Annotated in this window: 16 protein-coding genes, 1 pseudogene and 1 riboswitch; of the genes and pseudogenes, 10 read left to right on the forward strand and 7 right to left on the reverse strand. The window is 61.6% G+C overall.

Translation table 11 applies throughout. The features are described 5' to 3' along the window. Nucleotides 1–15 precede the first annotated feature (15 nt). A complete protein-coding gene (locus AB4Y40_RS34400; RefSeq protein ID WP_368691706.1) occupies nt 16–1,011 on the forward strand; it encodes a hypothetical protein in 996 nt (331 codons plus the stop codon). 12 nt (nt 1,012–1,023) lie between these two features. Here AB4Y40_RS34400 and AB4Y40_RS34405 read toward each other — a convergent pair whose 3' ends face one another. From AB4Y40_RS34405 to AB4Y40_RS34415, 3 genes are read right to left on the reverse strand one after another with little or no spacing between them, the layout of a single operon-like run. Further along, on the reverse strand, nt 1,024–1,224 hold the full coding sequence (locus AB4Y40_RS34405) for a DUF1289 domain-containing protein (RefSeq protein ID WP_368691639.1): 201 nt from the start codon (nt 1,222–1,224) through the stop codon (nt 1,024–1,026). Between the two features lie 3 nt (nt 1,225–1,227). Next, the gene (gene dmeF, locus AB4Y40_RS34410; RefSeq protein WP_368691640.1) at nt 1,228–2,523 is read right to left on the reverse strand and encodes a CDF family Co(II)/Ni(II) efflux transporter DmeF; all 1,296 of its coding nucleotides are present in this window, start codon (nt 2,521–2,523) and stop codon (nt 1,228–1,230) included. Nucleotides 2,524–2,530: 7 nt separating this feature from the next. After that, nucleotides 2,531–2,806: a metal/formaldehyde-sensitive transcriptional repressor gene (locus tag AB4Y40_RS34415; RefSeq protein ID WP_017234408.1), complete on the reverse strand. Its 276-nt coding sequence runs from the start codon at nt 2,804–2,806 to the stop codon at nt 2,531–2,533. 101 nt (nt 2,807–2,907) lie between these two features. Then, a riboswitch (yybP-ykoY riboswitch) is annotated at nt 2,908–3,083 on the forward strand. A gap of 17 nt (nt 3,084–3,100) precedes the next feature. Here AB4Y40_RS34415 and AB4Y40_RS34420 point away from each other — a divergent pair. The 3 genes from AB4Y40_RS34420 (at nt 3,101) to AB4Y40_RS34430 (ending at nt 5,999) form a co-directional block, all read left to right on the forward strand. Then, a complete protein-coding gene (locus AB4Y40_RS34420; protein ID WP_368691641.1) occupies nt 3,101–3,688 on the forward strand; it encodes a TMEM165/GDT1 family protein in 588 nt (195 codons plus the stop codon). 244 nt (nt 3,689–3,932) lie between these two features. Continuing rightward, nucleotides 3,933–4,808, forward strand: a complete 876-nt coding sequence (locus AB4Y40_RS34425; RefSeq protein ID WP_368691642.1) for a tyrosine-type recombinase/integrase — start codon at nt 3,933–3,935, stop codon at nt 4,806–4,808. A 21-nt stretch (nt 4,809–4,829) separates the two neighbouring features. Beyond that, nucleotides 4,830–5,999 (forward strand): IS91 family transposase, encoded by a 1,170-nt coding sequence (locus AB4Y40_RS34430; protein WP_368691643.1) that lies wholly within the window; start codon nt 4,830–4,832, stop codon nt 5,997–5,999. A 781-nt stretch (nt 6,000–6,780) separates the two neighbouring features. Here the strand turns inward: AB4Y40_RS34430 and AB4Y40_RS34435 are convergent. Then, nucleotides 6,781–7,395: a TetR/AcrR family transcriptional regulator gene (locus AB4Y40_RS34435; RefSeq protein ID WP_368691644.1), complete on the reverse strand. Its 615-nt coding sequence runs from the start codon at nt 7,393–7,395 to the stop codon at nt 6,781–6,783. 127 nt (nt 7,396–7,522) lie between these two features. Between AB4Y40_RS34435 and AB4Y40_RS34440 the strand changes: the two genes are divergently transcribed. Next, nucleotides 7,523–8,497: an SDR family NAD(P)-dependent oxidoreductase gene (locus AB4Y40_RS34440; RefSeq protein WP_368691645.1), complete on the forward strand. Its 975-nt coding sequence runs from the start codon at nt 7,523–7,525 to the stop codon at nt 8,495–8,497. On the opposite strand, the pseudogene AB4Y40_RS34445 reads toward AB4Y40_RS34440, so the two are convergent. Further along, a pseudogene (locus AB4Y40_RS34445) lies at nt 8,416–9,128 on the reverse strand (NAD-dependent epimerase/dehydratase family protein). The gene AB4Y40_RS34440 and the pseudogene AB4Y40_RS34445 sit on opposite strands and share 82 nt — an antisense overlap. A 50-nt stretch (nt 9,129–9,178) precedes the next feature. Here AB4Y40_RS34445 and AB4Y40_RS34450 point away from each other — a divergent pair. Then, on the forward strand, nt 9,179–9,331 hold the full coding sequence (locus AB4Y40_RS34450) for a hypothetical protein (RefSeq protein WP_368691646.1): 153 nt from the start codon (nt 9,179–9,181) through the stop codon (nt 9,329–9,331). On the opposite strand, the gene AB4Y40_RS34455 is transcribed toward AB4Y40_RS34450, so the two are convergent. Continuing rightward, nucleotides 9,307–10,722, reverse strand: a complete 1,416-nt coding sequence (locus tag AB4Y40_RS34455) for a PLP-dependent aminotransferase family protein (protein ID WP_368691647.1) — start codon at nt 10,720–10,722, stop codon at nt 9,307–9,309. The two genes, AB4Y40_RS34450 and AB4Y40_RS34455, sit on opposite strands and share 25 nt — an antisense overlap. A 60-nt stretch (nt 10,723–10,782) precedes the next feature. On the opposite strand from AB4Y40_RS34455, the gene AB4Y40_RS34460 reads away from it, so the two are divergent. Beyond that, a complete protein-coding gene (locus AB4Y40_RS34460) occupies nt 10,783–11,241 on the forward strand; it encodes a cupin domain-containing protein (RefSeq protein WP_368691648.1) in 459 nt (152 codons plus the stop codon). A gap of 5 nt (nt 11,242–11,246) precedes the next feature. Then, the gene (locus AB4Y40_RS34465; protein WP_218108684.1) at nt 11,247–11,708 is read left to right on the forward strand and encodes a carboxymuconolactone decarboxylase family protein; all 462 of its coding nucleotides are present in this window, start codon (nt 11,247–11,249) and stop codon (nt 11,706–11,708) included. Between the two features lie 569 nt (nt 11,709–12,277). On the opposite strand, the gene AB4Y40_RS34470 is transcribed toward AB4Y40_RS34465, so the two are convergent. Then, nucleotides 12,278–13,675: a PLP-dependent aminotransferase family protein gene (locus AB4Y40_RS34470; protein ID WP_368691649.1), complete on the reverse strand. Its 1,398-nt coding sequence runs from the start codon at nt 13,673–13,675 to the stop codon at nt 12,278–12,280. 133 nt (nt 13,676–13,808) lie between these two features. Here AB4Y40_RS34470 and AB4Y40_RS34475 point away from each other — a divergent pair, with 133 nt between their 5' ends. Then, nucleotides 13,809–14,066: a hypothetical protein gene (locus AB4Y40_RS34475; protein ID WP_342923967.1), complete on the forward strand. Its 258-nt coding sequence runs from the start codon at nt 13,809–13,811 to the stop codon at nt 14,064–14,066. Beyond that, nucleotides 14,063–14,695, forward strand: coding sequence for an NAD(P)H-dependent oxidoreductase (locus AB4Y40_RS34480; RefSeq protein ID WP_342923968.1), 633 nt, complete (start codon nt 14,063–14,065; stop codon nt 14,693–14,695). Before AB4Y40_RS34475 ends, AB4Y40_RS34480 begins: the two co-directional genes overlap by 4 nt. Nucleotides 14,696–14,699: the final 4 nt, after the last annotated feature.

A 14,699-nucleotide genomic window follows, 5' to 3' on the forward strand; every position in this document is an offset into this window, starting at 1 on the left:
GCACGGCTCTTCGGCATGCTTTTCGCAATCTTGACTGTGGCCGGTAGCGTCGCTGGTTGCGTCGCACATGGAGCGGATGACGCAGTAACTGGCAATCTGCCACTGAAGCACGTCGAGGATGTTCCACTGCCTGGGCGAGTGTCACGATTCGATTATGAAAGCTATGACCCTGACAGGCATCTGCTGTTCATCGCTCACCTGGGTGACAGCGAAGTTGTGGTGTTCGATACAGTCGCGTCGCGCGTTGTTGCGCGCATACCGGGTATCTCCGCCGTGCATGGCGTGCTCGTGGTGCCGGAACTGTCCCGGGTGTATGCGTCCGCGACCGGCACAAACGAGGTTGTCGCAATCGACGAGCGCACGCTGAAAATAATTGCCCGGGTGCCCGGCGGCATCTATCCGGACGGCATGTCGTATGCGCCCGATGCGCGCAGGCTCTACGTCTCGGATGAGACGGGAGAAACCGAGACAGTAATTGATGTCCCGGGCAACCGGCGGATCGCGACGATACCGCTCGACGGGGAAGTGGGCAATTCGCAATACGATCCGGTTTCGCGACACATCTTTGTCAACGTGCAGACGAGGCGACAACTGGTGGAGATCGATCCGGCAGCCAATACGATTGTCTCCCGTACCGATCTGCCTGGCGCGAAAGGCAATCACGGACTGCTGATTGTCCCGGAACTACGCCTTGCGCTCATTGCCTGTGAGGACAACGCGCGCCTGCTGGTGCTCGACATGCGTTCGATGAAGGTTGTCTCGGCGTTCGATGTCGGCGGCGAGCCGGATGTCATCGCGTTCGATCCCGCATTGCACACGGTCTTCGTGGCTGGCGAGGCAGGCGTCGTGTCGATGTTCAGCGTCGACGCGTCCCGTGTGTCGAAGATTGGCGACGGGCGCGTGGGACCGAATGCACACGTTGTCAGTCTCGATGCGGCGACGCACCGGTCGTACTTTCCGCTGAAGGACGTCGGCGGGCATCCCGTCCTGCGGATCATGGCACCGCGATAGGGGCGCGCCTGGTCAGTCCTGTTTCGACGCTTGCGGCGCTTCACGTGTCAGCTTTGACTGCCGCCGGGATTTTTCATTGAGGATCTGATGACGCCTGTGGTCCGTCATTTTTTTCCAGCTGCGGGCTTCCTCTCGCGTCCGGTAGCAGCCGGTGCAGAGCCCGGTCTTGCCATCGAACGCGCACAGGTCGATGCAGGGAGATTTGACTGCCATGGCTCAGGCTACGGCCCGATTGGGATTCACTTCGACCGTCACATGCGACAGTCCCTTGAACCGCTTGAGCGCCGCGTGATAGAAACCCGGGTTGCGCTGTGCTTCACCTGTGGCGACCGAAACGACAGCGCTCATGTGCCCTGGGCCTACGCGCCACACATGCAGGTCAAGCACGGTGTCGCCGTTGTCTTCGATGACGTGGCGGACGTTCTCGGCCATGCGGCGGTCCGTGTTCACGTCGAGCAGGATGCCACCCGTATCGCGCATGAGACCCCACGACCAGTTTGCGATGACGAGCGCGCCAACTATGCCTGCAAGCGGGTCCATCCAGACCCAGCCAAACGCGCGGGCCAGCAACAGGCCGATGATGGCCAGCACGGAAACTGCAGCGTCTGCAATCACGTGAATGTAGGCTGAGCGGATGTTGTGGTCGCGGTTCGCGGCAGCCTGCGCGTCGTCGTGATCGTGCTCGTGTTCTTCGAACTCGATTGAATGCTCGTCATCAGGCAGGCGGACGACGGCCTTGAAGGCATGCGGCTCGGGAATGTCGTCCTTCGACTCGAGATAGCCGCCGCGATCGATAAATGCGAAGGTTTGCTGCGCCCCATCGGGGCGGATTGTCGTCACTGAAACAGCATCGGCGCCAAGATTCGAAGCAGCCGTTTCCGGCTTGATACGGAAGACGGGCGGCACGCCATCTTCGAAGATCGAAACGGCAAAGACGCCGGCGCTACCGAAGATGCGTTGCACCTCTTCTTCGTGGCCGTGGTCGCCTTCATGCCCATGCGCGTGGCCATGAGCGTGCCCGTGACTATGTCCGTGGCTGTGCCCGTGATGGTCGCCGCTCAGCAGCCAGACGCTCGCCAGATTGACCAGCAGGCCAAGCACCGCGATGGGGATCGCCTGGCCGAAGTGGATCGGCACCGGCGAGAGAAAGCGCGAAACGGCCTCGTACCCAATCAGCAGCGCAATCATCGCGAGCACGATGGCGCTGGTAAAGCCTGCGAGGTCTCCGAGCTTGCCGGTCCCGAATACGAAGCGCGGGTCGGCCGCGTGCCGGCGTGCGTAGGTATACGCCAAAGCAGCGATCAGCATTGCGCCGGCGTGCGTCGACATGTGGAGTCCATCGGCGACGAGTGCGAGCGAGCCAAAAAGACTGCCGCCGACAATTTCGGCCACCATCATCGCGCTGCACAGCGCGATCACCATCCAGGTTCTGCGCTCGTTCTCTTCGTGGGCTGCGCCCAGAAAGATGTGATCGTGTCCCGCCCCGAAAGCGGCGTTCTCGAATTGACTCATGTTTCTCTCACTTGAAGTAGCTGTGCACTACCTCGATCAGTTGCTCGGTGCCGCTGCCGTGCTCGTCGTCGTGCGGCTCTGCGTCGACGAGGTGCGTACGGATATGGTCTTCAAGAACCACCGCGAGCAGGCCGTTCATTGCGCCACGGCTACTCGTAATGAGCTGCAGCACGTCCATGCAACCGCGCTCTTCCTCGAGCGCACGCTCGATGGCCTCGACCTGTCCCTTGATGCGGCGTACCCGGTTGAGCAGTTTCTGTTTTTCGCGAATCGTATGGCTCATGCTCCGCCTCCAGTTATAGCGTAGGGGGGTATATTAGCAAAATAGGGTGGAGGGGTATACTAAAATATCCTTGCAGGAGCCGGCGCGATGCTTTTATAATCGCGCCACTCTTCGGGGAGTAGCCGCTCCAGGCGCGATGTCTGGAGGCGCACGTCAACATACTTGTCCGCTAACTGGCGACATGGCGTGTGCAGCGCAAGCCTGGCAAGACCGATGACGTGCATCCCTACCTGGCCGGGTCGCGGGGGTGTGTGTCATCGCGTGTTGACTGCGCGGCCCGGAACAACAAACCCAATGGAATCCTTCCTCGTATCGACCAGCGTGGTCGCACTCGCTGAAATCGGCGACAAGACGCAACTCCTCTCCCTCGTTCTCGCTGCCCGTTATCGCAAGCCCATTCCGATCGTGCTCGGCGTCTTCGTGGCGACGCTGGTCAATCACGGATTTTCGGGCGCGCTGGGAGCGTGGCTCGCAAACGTCATCAATCCCCATGTCATGAACTGGGCCGTTGTCGCGTCGTTCGCGCTGATGGCCATCTGGATTCTGATTCCTGACAAGCTTGACGAGGCCGATGCCGTTACGAAGGGGCACATGGGCGTGTTCGGTACGACCGTGGTGACGTTTTTTCTAGCGGAAATGGGCGACAAGACGCAGGTGGTGACGGTTGCCCTCGCGGCCCGCTTTCACGAATTTTTTTGGGTCGTTGCAGGAACGACACTGGGCATGATGCTCGCCAACGTCCCGGTCATTTACCTTGGGCACAAGTTTGCCGACCGGTTACCGACCAAGGCTGTACACGTGGTGGCCGCCATAATTTTTGTGGTTCTGGGGGGCTTTGCACTCAGAACGGCGCTGTATCCCGAGGCACATCCGCTGTTCTAAGCGGCCGGAGCGCATGTCCTGACGAGGACTGCACATTCGCTGTTGAGTGACCGCTTCCGAAGGACATTTTGTCGTTCGAGCGGCACATCATTGGATAGGATGGATGTCCGAATCTGGCCGCAGGACTAAACCGCTCGCGCGGTAGGGGCTCCGGTCCGACGCTGGAGGGCAGGGAGAGGCCGGTTACGCGGTTTTATGTTGGCGAATGAGGCAATCCGCCTCGTTCCTCAACAGGAGCCGAATCATGACCTCCTTACCGGCAAACGCCAGTCCATTGCGCCAGCGCATGATCGACGACATGCGCATGCGCCAGCTTGCCCCCAAGACGCAGGCCATCTATCTGCACATCGTGCGTGAGTTCACCCGGTTTCTCGGCCGCTCACCTGACACGGCCACCGTCGAGGACCTGCGCCGCTACCAGCTCTATCTGGTCGACCACGGCACATCGGCCGTCTCGCTGAACCACGCGATCACCGGCCTGAAGTTCTTCTTCACCGTCACGCTCGACCGGCCCGAACTGATGGTCAGGATGCAACCGGTACGCGTGCCCCGCATACTGCCCGTCGTGCTCAGTCCCGATGAAGTGCGGCGCCTCATCGAGGCGGCCGGCAACCTGAAGCACCAGACGGCGCTGTCGGTCGCGTACGGCGCGGGGCTACGCGCCAGCGAAGTGGTCGCGCTGAAGGTCACCGACGTCGACAGCGAACGCATGACACTGCGCATTGAACAGGGCAAGGGCCGCCGTGACCGCTATGCGATGCTCTCGCCGGTGCTGCTTGAGCGTCTGCGTGCGTGGTGGCGCGTGGCGCGTGCGCAGGGCAAGATGCTCGATGGCGGGTGGCTGTTTCCCGGGCTCGATCCGCTCGATCAGTTGAGCACGCGACAGCTGAACCGCGCCATCCATGCCGCCGCCGAGGCCGCGCACATCGACAAGCGCGTGTCCATGCACACGCTGCGGCATAGCTTCGCGACACACCTCCTTGAACAGAAGGTGGACATCCGCGTGATCCAGGTGCTGCTTGGCCATGCGAAGCCCGAGAACACCGCGCTCTATGTCCAGGTCGCCACCGACCTGCTGCACGAGGTCACCAGTCCGCTGGACCGCCTGCCCTCCGAGTAGGCCTGCACGCTGTAGCGCCTCATGCTGGAGGTTGCGGACATCTTCCGCAGCCACGGGCCAGCGTGGCGGGCCACAACGCACCTGAGCCTGGGGCAGCTGAAGGTCATGTCAGCCATCGAACGGTGCCGCACGGCGGCGCTGGGCGGGCATGTGCTGCGCTGTTCAGGCTGCGCAAGGACAGAGGTGTCCTTCAACTCTTGCCGGGACCGGCATTGCCCGAAGTGCCAGGCCAGCGCCGCACACCGCTGGCTGGAGGCACGCCAGGCCGATCTGCTACCCGTCGAATACTTCCACGTCGTCTTCACGCTCCCCGCGCCCGTCAGTGCGATCGCCTGGTACAACAAACGGATCGTCTACGGCCTGCTGCTCGACATCGCCGCTGACACGCTGCGCACGATCGCCGCCGATCCCAGGCATCTCGGCGCGCAGATCGGGGCCACGCTCGTACTGCACACGTGGGGCTCGGCGCTCACGCATCATCCACACGTGCACGGCATCGTACCCGGCGGCGGACTCTCGCCCGATGGCGAGCGCTGGATCGCGTGCCGGCCCGGCTTCTTCCTGCCGGTGCGCGTCCTGTCGCGTCTGTTCCGACGTCGCTTCCTCGACGCGCTCGAAGTGGCCCACCGGCATGGCCAGCTGCAGTTCTTCGGCGAGTACACCGGGCTCGCGGATCCCGCCGCCTTTGCCCGGTGGCTGGTGCCGCTGCGTGCCTGCGAATGGGTGGTCTACGCCAAGCGCCCGTTCGCCGGGCCGAAGGCGGTGCTCGAGTACCTCTCACGCTACACGCACCGCGTTGCCATCTCCAACCAGCGCCTCGTCGCCTTCGATGAGCGCGGTGTGACATTCCGCTGGAAGGACTACCGCGCAAAGGGACGCACCCGCTACAAGACCATGACACTGGAGGCCGGCGAATTCATGCGCCGCTTCCTGCTCCATGTGCTGCCCAGTGGTTTCCATCGCATCCGTCACTACGGACTGCTCGCCAACCCGGTGCGCCGAGCCAGGCTCGCGAGGGTGCGCGATCTGCTAGGAGTTGTGCCTGAGGCCGGCGCCCGGCCCGACGATCCCGCGGCGGCTGTCCCTGCGGTCTTCTTCTGCCGGCACTGCGGTGCCCCGATGCTCGTCATCGGGATCCTGGAGCGCACTGCACCCATTCGGGCACCACCCCTGCGGCGAGCTCGGACATGAGCACAACGCTTCCTGGACGTTCAACCCGACCGTCGGCTTTGCGGCAACGCGGCCCACGAGCGGACGTTTGCGCCTTGCGCTTCCCGCAACCACTGGCACGTCCGCTTCCGCTTCACGACTGCGCAACCGCGCCGCCTCATCAGTGCTCCCGGCCCCATCCACAATCCCTTCCGAGCGCGCATCCTCCCGCACTGCCGAGCATCGCCGCCCACCAATCGCCATAGCCGTGAAACCTCCAGACGCATTGGAGCACTCCGCGGTTTCCTCCATCGGGCTTATTCGACGCCTGCCGACATGTGCACAGGCATGCACGTTCCTGCGGCCCATGGCAGGCATCGAATAAACCTAAACGAACTCTGTCGGATGCGGGGCCGCAGTCGACCCACAGCAGCCGGTCGTGCAGTCGCGGCCCAAGGGCAGCTTGCGGAGCGGTCCGGTCATCCAGACCACCGTTTAGAGACAGCAGTTCTGCCGGGCCTTCCGACGCTCGCCGCCGTATGTTGACGGCTATTCAACGTTCTGGACCGGCTGCCCACCAGGCGATCGAGCTGAGCGGCAGTTACCAGTTTGATCAATGAAGCGCTTTCGACGCCGAGGCCCGATCACTGCGCGCGAGGCGATGCTGCAAAAGATCCTAGCGTCTGCTCGCACAGTTTCGAACACTCGCCTCCGGCACGAACGAAGGCGCCGCAATCCAACGCACAATTGGCTCCTAGCCCTCAACTCATGTCAGTTGCCATGGCCTCGACGCCCTTTGGCATTTAAGGATTCCGATAACCCGTCAGGCGCGCCCAGGCAGGAGAACTAGGTCGGTCGCTTCCTCAGCATCTTTGAGGAGCATCTTGCGCGGCGCGCCCATCTGCGCACGCATGGTTAGCCCACGCGCTAAATCCGTGACTTGGGTTGCGCGCGCGGCGACGGGAAAGTCAGGTGGGATTTCTCCGGCACTGATCCCGTCCCGAAAACGACGTTCCACCAGCGCCGCGCCGCCCGCGACCGCACTCTGCAGGAATTGCTGAACCTCAGCGTCGTTTACGAGCGGGGCGACGCATATCATAAGGCAGCCTCGGGCAGACCCTTTCTCGGTCGCACTTTCGACGGCGTACCTCAGAAAGCCCAAGATCGATTCGCGAAGACCCTGTGGTGAGAGGAGTGCCTTGGCGGCCGATGCGCCCTTCCGTTCTGCGTACGCCTTGAGGACGCGCAAGAATATCGCCCGCTTGTCCCCAAAGACGGCATACAGGCTCGGCCGTCCCACACCCATCCCGGTGACGAGATCGTCAATCGTCACTCCGTCGTAGCCTTTCGACCAGAACACCTGAATCGCCTTTTCCAGCGCCCCCGTTTCGTCGAAGCTGCGCGGTCGACCTACTGGCCTAGCGGTATTTTGAATCATTTAGTTCAAAACTCCTTGACAGTTCCCTTCACGCCAATTTATAACCGAATAGTTCTAAATTATCAAACTGATGTTGGCGTTGCTGGGCCTTATGACTCGACCATCACCCTTTAACACGGAGACGCCCGTGGAACATTCAATCGCGCTCGTCACCGGCACCACCTCAGGGGTCGGTTATGAGGCAGCCCGCTTGCTCGCCACCAACGGCTACCGCCAAGTCTTCATCACCGGGCGCAGCTTGGCCCGGGTTCAAGAAACCGCCGCTCAGCTCGCGGCTCAGACCAAGAAACAGGTATTTTCGCCGCTGGAGCTGGAGCTGGACGAGCCGACCAGCGTTCAATCCGCCCTCGCCGAGCTCGAAAAGCGAGGTCAGCCGATTGATTTTCTGCTGCTCAATGCCGGAATGGTCCCAGGTAAGCAGCGGGTGATCACTGCGGCGGGCGTCGAGGCTTCTCAGGCTCCGCTCATCGGCCATCACCAATTAACTGTCGGGTTGCTCCGCGCCAATCTGCTGAGCCCCGACGCGCGGATCGTTATCGCCGGCGCGGAACCCGCGCGAGGGGGCGTACCCATGTTCAAGTACACCGACGTGGACGCACTCGCTGCCAAATACCACGGAGGCGACCTGACCGCTGCTATGGAAGCCCTGCTGCACAACGGGCCTAACGTGAAGTATGTGCCCAACAATGCGTATGCCGACGCGAAGCTCATCGTTGCCTGGTGGGCTGCTGCGCTCGCGCGTCGGCTGCCCTCCGGCATGGCCGTGTTCGCTGTCTCGCCCGGTGCGGCGACCGCCACCAATGTGGGGCGAAACGCTGGCTGGGCGGTGAAATATCTGATGATCCCAATCGTGAACCTCATTCCCGGCATGAATCAGACGCCGGAGACTGCGGCCCGTCGGTACCTTCAGACGTCGGAGTTTGGAACCGACGTCTCAGGGCAATTCTTCGCGTCGGCTAAAGGGAAATTCACAGGCCCAATCGAGGCGCAGCGCCAGCCGCACCTCCTCGATGGCGCTAATCAAGAAGCCGCGTGGCAGGCGGTTGCCAATGTCTCTGGCGTCAACTGGTCGTACGCGGAATCCTTACGCGCGGTGTCCTGAAGGCGCGCCGGTCGCGGCGAAATGTCGTCATCGACCACGTTGTATACGCCGGCTTCGGCCGTCAGTGACGCTACTGTTGCCGCCACTGCATCGTCGAGGTGGACGAACGACCAGACCGCGTTGCCCTCGCCGATGATCGCCATCCCGCCTTTTCGCGCCTGCTCCGCAATGGCGCCGTCGAGCCTGTACCAGGTACCGGGACCGTAGAAGAAGCCGTAGCGCAGGACCACGCCTTCCAGCGCGATCGAGCCCGTGACGCGATTTTCGTAGGCACCAATGACCCGCGCACTATCACCAATCTCGCCGGGCGCGTCGTAGCGGAGCGCGGCTGTCTCGTCGGCCAGCGAGCCCTGCGGGGCTTCGAGGTAGAAGCCACGTGATTGCAAGACATAGCGTTTGACGCCCAGCGCCTTGGCAGCGGACAGTAGATTGGCGCCGCCTTCGCGATGGCATCCTTCACGGACTCCGCATGAAAGGCGTCCGCCAGGGTCACGCGGGCGCCAAGCTCGCGAAGCCTGTCGGCACCCGCGCCGGCGCGAGTCATCCCCGTTACCTCATGACCCTGCGCGCAGAGCACGCGCACCAGCGGCTGTCCAACGGCGCCGGTGGCGCCTGCAACGAAAATCTTCACGATTCCTCCTAAGACTGCGTGGCGACGCAGTGCAGCGGTGACTTAACGATATGGCTCAGCGCAACGTGACGCCCCAGCCGGTGAACGGCATCGTGTCCGTTCACTGGTCGTTAAAAAAGTACGAAAAACCGGAAGAAATGGTGTGCCAGCTGGCCCACGACCTGCCGGCGCTTTCGCATCAGCTCAGCTTGCGGATCAGCTGATGCAAGCGATCGCAGGCCGCTGGAATCTGTTGTTCGATCGCCGGCGCAACGCCAAGCAGCAGCCCCGAGCGCTGCGTGGACTCGGAGCAGTACCAGATCGATAGCGGCGCGGGCGCGATCCCGTAGGCATAGGACTCCCGTGCGATCCGCTTGTCGTCGGCGCCATCGGCGAGCCGAACCACCACTGCCAGACCAGCCGGATAGGCGTCAAATCCCCTGGACTCGAGCGCGGTCATCAGTGCCTGGCCGCGGCCCGCGTAGATGCGTTTCATGCGACGCAAGTGCCGCATGTAATGCCCGTCACGCATGAACTCGGCCATTGCCATCTGTACTGCCGGCCCCGGTGCGGAAGACAGGCACGCTGCCGCTTCATCGAAGCGGGGTACCAGGGCGGGGGGCACCACCACAAATCCCAGTCGCAGCTTCGGGCTGATGGTCTTGCTGAACGTCCCGATGTGAATGACACGCCCCGCTCGATCCTGCGACGCCAGCGCTGGCGCCGCGCGGCGTTTCAGCTGCAGCTCGCCCAGATAGTCGTCTTCGATAATCCATGCCTGCGCCCGGGCCGCCCACTCCAGTAGTTGCCGCCGGCGCGCGAGCGACAAGGTCGGACCCAACGGCGCCTGTTGCCCCGCGGTGACCAGCGCCAACGCGGCATCCGGTGCATGCGTTTCGCCGAAGCCGACGTCAATGCCTTCTTCGTCGACGGGAATCGGAACCGTCGTGATCTGGCCAATTTCCAGGGCCTTGCGACTCAGCAAATATCCGGGATTCTCGACCCATGCCTTGCGGCCTTGGGCCTGAAGCACGAGTAGCGCGATACCGAGCCCCCCCGAGAATCCTGCCGTGATGTAGATCTGCGAGGGCTGGCACTCAATGCCGCGTGACAAGGCCAGATGCGCGGCGATTTCCCGGCGGAATTCATGTTCGCCGCGCGGGTCCGGGTAGGATGCGGGCGCTTCAACTTCATCGCGTGCCGCCCGGGCGCGCAGACGTGCAAACAACGTGTTTGGAAAACAGTCCGATGCCGGCACGCCCATCTGGAACACTGCAGGGCCGGGCAGGAAGTGCTGGTATAGCGCCGACTGCAAATCCGTCTCTATCGATCGCGCCCGCTCCGCGATGGGGCTCACGGTGGGTATGTGCTCGGAGACCCTGGTCCCGCCCGCGCGCGACGAGACAATCAACTGCGCATCGGTCAGCCGCTCATAGGCGGTCTTGACGGTGCCGCGCGCCACACCAAGCTGCGCGGCAAGATCCACCCACGACGGCAGCCTGGCGCCCGGGGCCAGTACACCACTCTCGATGACGCCAGTAATCGCCAGGCGTATCTGTTCCGCAAGTGCTGTCTTGGAACCGCGGTCGAGCTTCAGATTCAGAATATTTGTCATGGTGGGTGGTGCATCAAGTTTTCGCGTTCTTGGTTCTTTTTCGTGGACCATAGCCGATGCATGATTCTAGCCACCAAGGAGCTGATCACGATAATTTCACGAACCTTACTTTCTGTTGTTGCCGCTGGCAGCCTGGCCATGTCCGGGGTTGCCGCGGCGCACGGCGCCGCTGACCATGGCGCTGGCGATATCGTCAAGCCGAACTTCTCGCACGCAATTCCAAACATTCCGGGCAAATCGGTGATCGCCGTGGAAGTCACTTACCCGCCCGGGGGCGCTTCGTTGCCTCACACCCACGCGAAGTCGGCGTTCATCTATGCGTACGTGGTCTCAGGCAGCGTCGCCAGCAAGGTGAACGATGAGCCGGAACGCGTCTACAAGGCCGGGGAGGCGTTCTTCGAGGAGCCCGGCTCGCGCCATCCGGTCAGCCGCAATGCGAGCAAGACCACGCCGGCAAAACTGCTGGCCGTGTTTGTCGTCGATTCGAACGACACAGCACTGACAACCAACGACCAGTAAGGAGCTTGAAAATGAGATTGGACTACGCCAAGGCATCGCCGGGCGGCGTGAAGGCATTTGGGGGGGTATATGGCTATGTCAGGCAGTCGGGCCTGGAAGACGTCCTCGTCGAACTGGTCTATCTGCGCGTCAGCCAGATCAACGGGTGCGCCTTTTGCCTCGACATGCATACCCGCGACCTGATCAAGAAGGGCGTCACGCCCGCGAAGCTGGCGCTTGTGCAAGCCTGGCATGAAGCGGGTGCGTTGTTCAGCGATCGCGAGCGCGCCGCTCTGGCGTGGGCGGAGTCGGTCACCCGCGTGGCCGACACCCATGTACCCGACGAGGACTTCCAGCTTGCCGCGACAACGTTCAGCGAGAAGGAGCTAGCGGACCTTACGATGGCCATCAGCCTGATGAATGCCTACAACCGGCTTGCCATCAGCTTCCGCCGGCCCCCCGACTCCGCCGTGGCTGCGGAACGCTGAAGCGGTCGCCTCGTGGAATCGAGCGGAAGCGGTCAAAAGAACGCGCCTGTCCGGCGCGCTTTTCCTAAACTCGTTGCTGCGGCCGGCCTTAGCGTGCCATTAGCAGCAGCGCCGCATGGGTCAGCATGCCCACCGTCCCATCGTCGACGTCCCAGCTCTTCATCATTTCCGAGATTGACTTGGGTACTTGGTCGCGATCGCGGTGCATGGCCGTGCTGACGCGAATTGCCGACGACTCCCCATCTGAGCGAAAACCTCGTGAAGAAGCCGTACAACCGGGTCCTGAGGCTCCGGGATTGGTTAAGGTCTGGATTCGCGCTCGGCGAGCATATCGGTCGGTCTGTCGCCTCGTGCAAAACGATAGACCGTAGCAACTCAAGGTGTCCGCGGTTCGTGGGTAAGATCAGTTAGCCTGAAATACGTTCGAGAAGGGCCACCCACGGTGGCATGGCGACGGCGATCTTGCCGGAAAAGCGCCTCCCCGTTGCTAACAGTTAGCAGCCATATAGCTGCGCTTTTCGACGAAACTGCACTTATGCTAATCAGGCAACGCCGGGTGACCCATTTGGTCAGCAGTACCCTTCAATGATCTCGAACAATCGTTGGCACGATTTGGCAAGGTGTTGTTCGGGCGCGGTCGCAACCCCGAGCAAAAGGCCTGGCACCGTCCACGATGGATTTGCGAACCACGCGGACAAGGGTGATGGCGCGATGCCCGCAGTCATTGCCTCGCGAACGATTCGCACATCGGGGGCGCCCTCTGGGAGGCGAAGAAGCACGGCGAGGCCCGCATTTACCCATTGCGCGTCTCGGCTACACAACTCCGCTGTCAGAGCATCGCGCTGCGAGGAATAAAGACGCTTGAGCCGGCGCACACGTCGGATGTAGTGGCCCTCCCGCATAAACTCCGCAGTGGCGACTTGAATGACCGGTGACGGCGCGGGAGCGAGTGTCGCGGCCACCTCCGCGAATGCATTGACGAGGTCGGACGGGACAACAATGAAGCCAAGCCGCAGAGCAGGGCTAACAGTCTTGCTGAAGGAGCCGATGTGGATGACGTGCTTGCCTTCGCCAAGAGATGCCATGGCGGGCGCCGGCCTGCCTTCCAACTGTAGTTCTCCAAGGTAGTCATCTTCAATGACCCACGCATCGTTTGAAGCCGCCCAGTCAAGCAGTTGAAGGCGCCGTCTCAACGACAACGTCGAGCCTAGAGGCGCTTGCTGACCAGGAGTTAAGACCGCTAACGCGGCGTCCGGCGCTGTCTTGATGCCGTAGTCGACGTTGATACCGTCTGCGTCTACCGGGATCGGCACGATATTCAAGCGAGCCAGTTCCAGCCCCTTACGGGCGAGCATGAACCCGGGCTCCTCCATCCAGACCTTCTGGCCTTCCAAACCTAGCACCCGAAGTGTCAAGCCTAAGCCAGCGCTGTATCCGGACGTCACGAAAACCTGCTCCGGATGACAGTGGAAGTTTCGCGCGATGGAGAGATTGCCTGCGATCTCTCTGCGAAGGTCGAATTCGCCTCTCGGATCAGGATAGAGCAGCGACGACAGGCCCGCTGTTTTTAGCAGATTGGAGGAGCGAGCCCGCGAAAAAAGCTTTTCCGGCAGTCCTTCAAACGCGGGAATACCGAGTTGGAAAATCGCTGGCCCGGCCTTCATCTCCTCATATGATTTCATAAACGAACTGAGCCGCGCCGCCTTTCGTTGAGCAGTGGCGACGCGAAGCCGCGGAGCGACCCGCGTTCCCCCAGCTCCAAACGTTTCTATCATCTGTGAATCATTCAAAAGCTCATAGGCAGCCTTAACGGTCCCGCGCGCGACCCCGAGCTGCGACGCAAGGTCTTTCCATGATGGCAGCCGTGTACCGGATTCGAGCAGCCCAGACTCTATTGCTCTGCTGATGCTCTCAAAAATCTGCTCTGTGAGGGGCCGTTTTGCTGTCCGGTCGAGCTGTATCTGCAAGTCTGAAGCCATAGTCTTGGTACACACGAAAATCACAATCTTGGTACTGTTTTATGCACCGTGAATAGTACAGAATCTGCCCTACCAACAGTGCTACAAACGCGAAGTCAATACGGAATGTGGCTCTTGCAGCATGCACCCGATTTTCTCTCCGTATTCGGTCGAAGCTGCGAGCGAGCTGCAAATGCGGGGCATTTTCATGCCGTGCTGGAGCCGCAAGGGCGCAGAGTGTTGCACAGATGGAAACAGCCTGCACAAAGCCTTCGTTAACCAGGCATTTAAGACGCACTTCGATCTCGGTGCCCGATGTTTCACGCGCCCGATTTCGTCTGCTGGTCAAGCAACCGCGCGACCAAAGCTGCTGCAAAATCTGCTGGAGAAAATTGTATGAATATTCTGCACATCGACTGCAGCCCTAGACTGGGATCGCATAGCCGAAAACTCTCGGCGGGAATCGTCGAAAAGATTCAAACGCTCTTGCCGGGCGTGGAGGTTCGCCGCCGGGACCTTGGGCTGGAGCCGATACCTCATCTCGGAGCCGCCTACGCCGACATACTCTCGACGCCTGCGACGTTGGCTGCCGCAGGAAGGACCGCTGGCGCTGTACTTTTCGCGGAGGAACTCATTCAGGAGGTCGAGGATTCCGATGTGATCGTCATCGGTACTCCGATGAATAACCTGACGGTTCCGTCCGTCCTGAAAGCGTGGATCGATCAGCTTATCCGCGTCGGACGCACGATGCAGTCGACGCCCGCTGGCAAGGTTGGAATGCTTCGGGACCGTCCGGTATTCGTCGGCATTGCCTCCGGCGGCGTGTTTACTGGCGAACGCGCCAACCAGCCGGATTTCCTTACGCCTTATCTTTCTGCCGTACTGGCTTGCATTGGCTTCACCACCATCCACTATTTGCCGCTGCAGGCAACTGCATTTCTCGATGAGGATCAATCCGCGCAACTTCGGGCTTCTCTGATAGCCACGATTGAGCCGCTTTTGACCACTCTCGCGTGCAGCCACGTTTGAGCGT

It is taken from the genome of Paraburkholderia sp. EG287B, from assembly GCF_040965595.1.
Classification (GTDB): domain Bacteria; phylum Pseudomonadota; class Gammaproteobacteria; order Burkholderiales; family Burkholderiaceae; genus Paraburkholderia.

Excerpts from the sequence above, each read along its gene's own strand:
- AB4Y40_RS34405 (WP_368691639.1), bottom strand. The coding sequence starts at position 1,224 with ATGGCAGTCAAATCTCCCTGCATCGACCTGTGCGCGTTCGATGGCAAG.
- dmeF (WP_368691640.1), bottom strand. The coding sequence starts at position 2,523 with ATGAGTCAATTCGAGAACGCCGCTTTCGGGGCGGGACACGATCACATC.
- AB4Y40_RS34430 (WP_368691643.1), top strand. The coding sequence starts at position 4,830 with ATGCTGGAGGTTGCGGACATCTTCCGCAGCCACGGGCCAGCGTGGCGG.
- AB4Y40_RS34420 (WP_368691641.1), top strand. The coding sequence starts at position 3,101 with ATGGAATCCTTCCTCGTATCGACCAGCGTGGTCGCACTCGCTGAAATC.
- AB4Y40_RS34480 (WP_342923968.1), top strand. The coding sequence starts at position 14,063 with ATGAATATTCTGCACATCGACTGCAGCCCTAGACTGGGATCGCATAGC.
- AB4Y40_RS34425 (WP_368691642.1), top strand. The coding sequence starts at position 3,933 with ATGACCTCCTTACCGGCAAACGCCAGTCCATTGCGCCAGCGCATGATC.
- AB4Y40_RS34450 (WP_368691646.1), top strand. The coding sequence starts at position 9,179 with ATGGCTCAGCGCAACGTGACGCCCCAGCCGGTGAACGGCATCGTGTCC.
- AB4Y40_RS34455 (WP_368691647.1), bottom strand. The coding sequence starts at position 10,722 with ATGACAAATATTCTGAATCTGAAGCTCGACCGCGGTTCCAAGACAGCA.
- AB4Y40_RS34435 (WP_368691644.1), bottom strand. The coding sequence starts at position 7,395 with ATGATTCAAAATACCGCTAGGCCAGTAGGTCGACCGCGCAGCTTCGAC.
- AB4Y40_RS34415 (WP_017234408.1), bottom strand. The coding sequence starts at position 2,806 with ATGAGCCATACGATTCGCGAAAAACAGAAACTGCTCAACCGGGTACGC.
- AB4Y40_RS34460 (WP_368691648.1), top strand. The coding sequence starts at position 10,783 with ATGATTCTAGCCACCAAGGAGCTGATCACGATAATTTCACGAACCTTA.
- AB4Y40_RS34400 (WP_368691706.1), top strand. The coding sequence starts at position 16 with ATGCTTTTCGCAATCTTGACTGTGGCCGGTAGCGTCGCTGGTTGCGTC.
- AB4Y40_RS34475 (WP_342923967.1), top strand. The coding sequence starts at position 13,809 with ATGCACCCGATTTTCTCTCCGTATTCGGTCGAAGCTGCGAGCGAGCTG.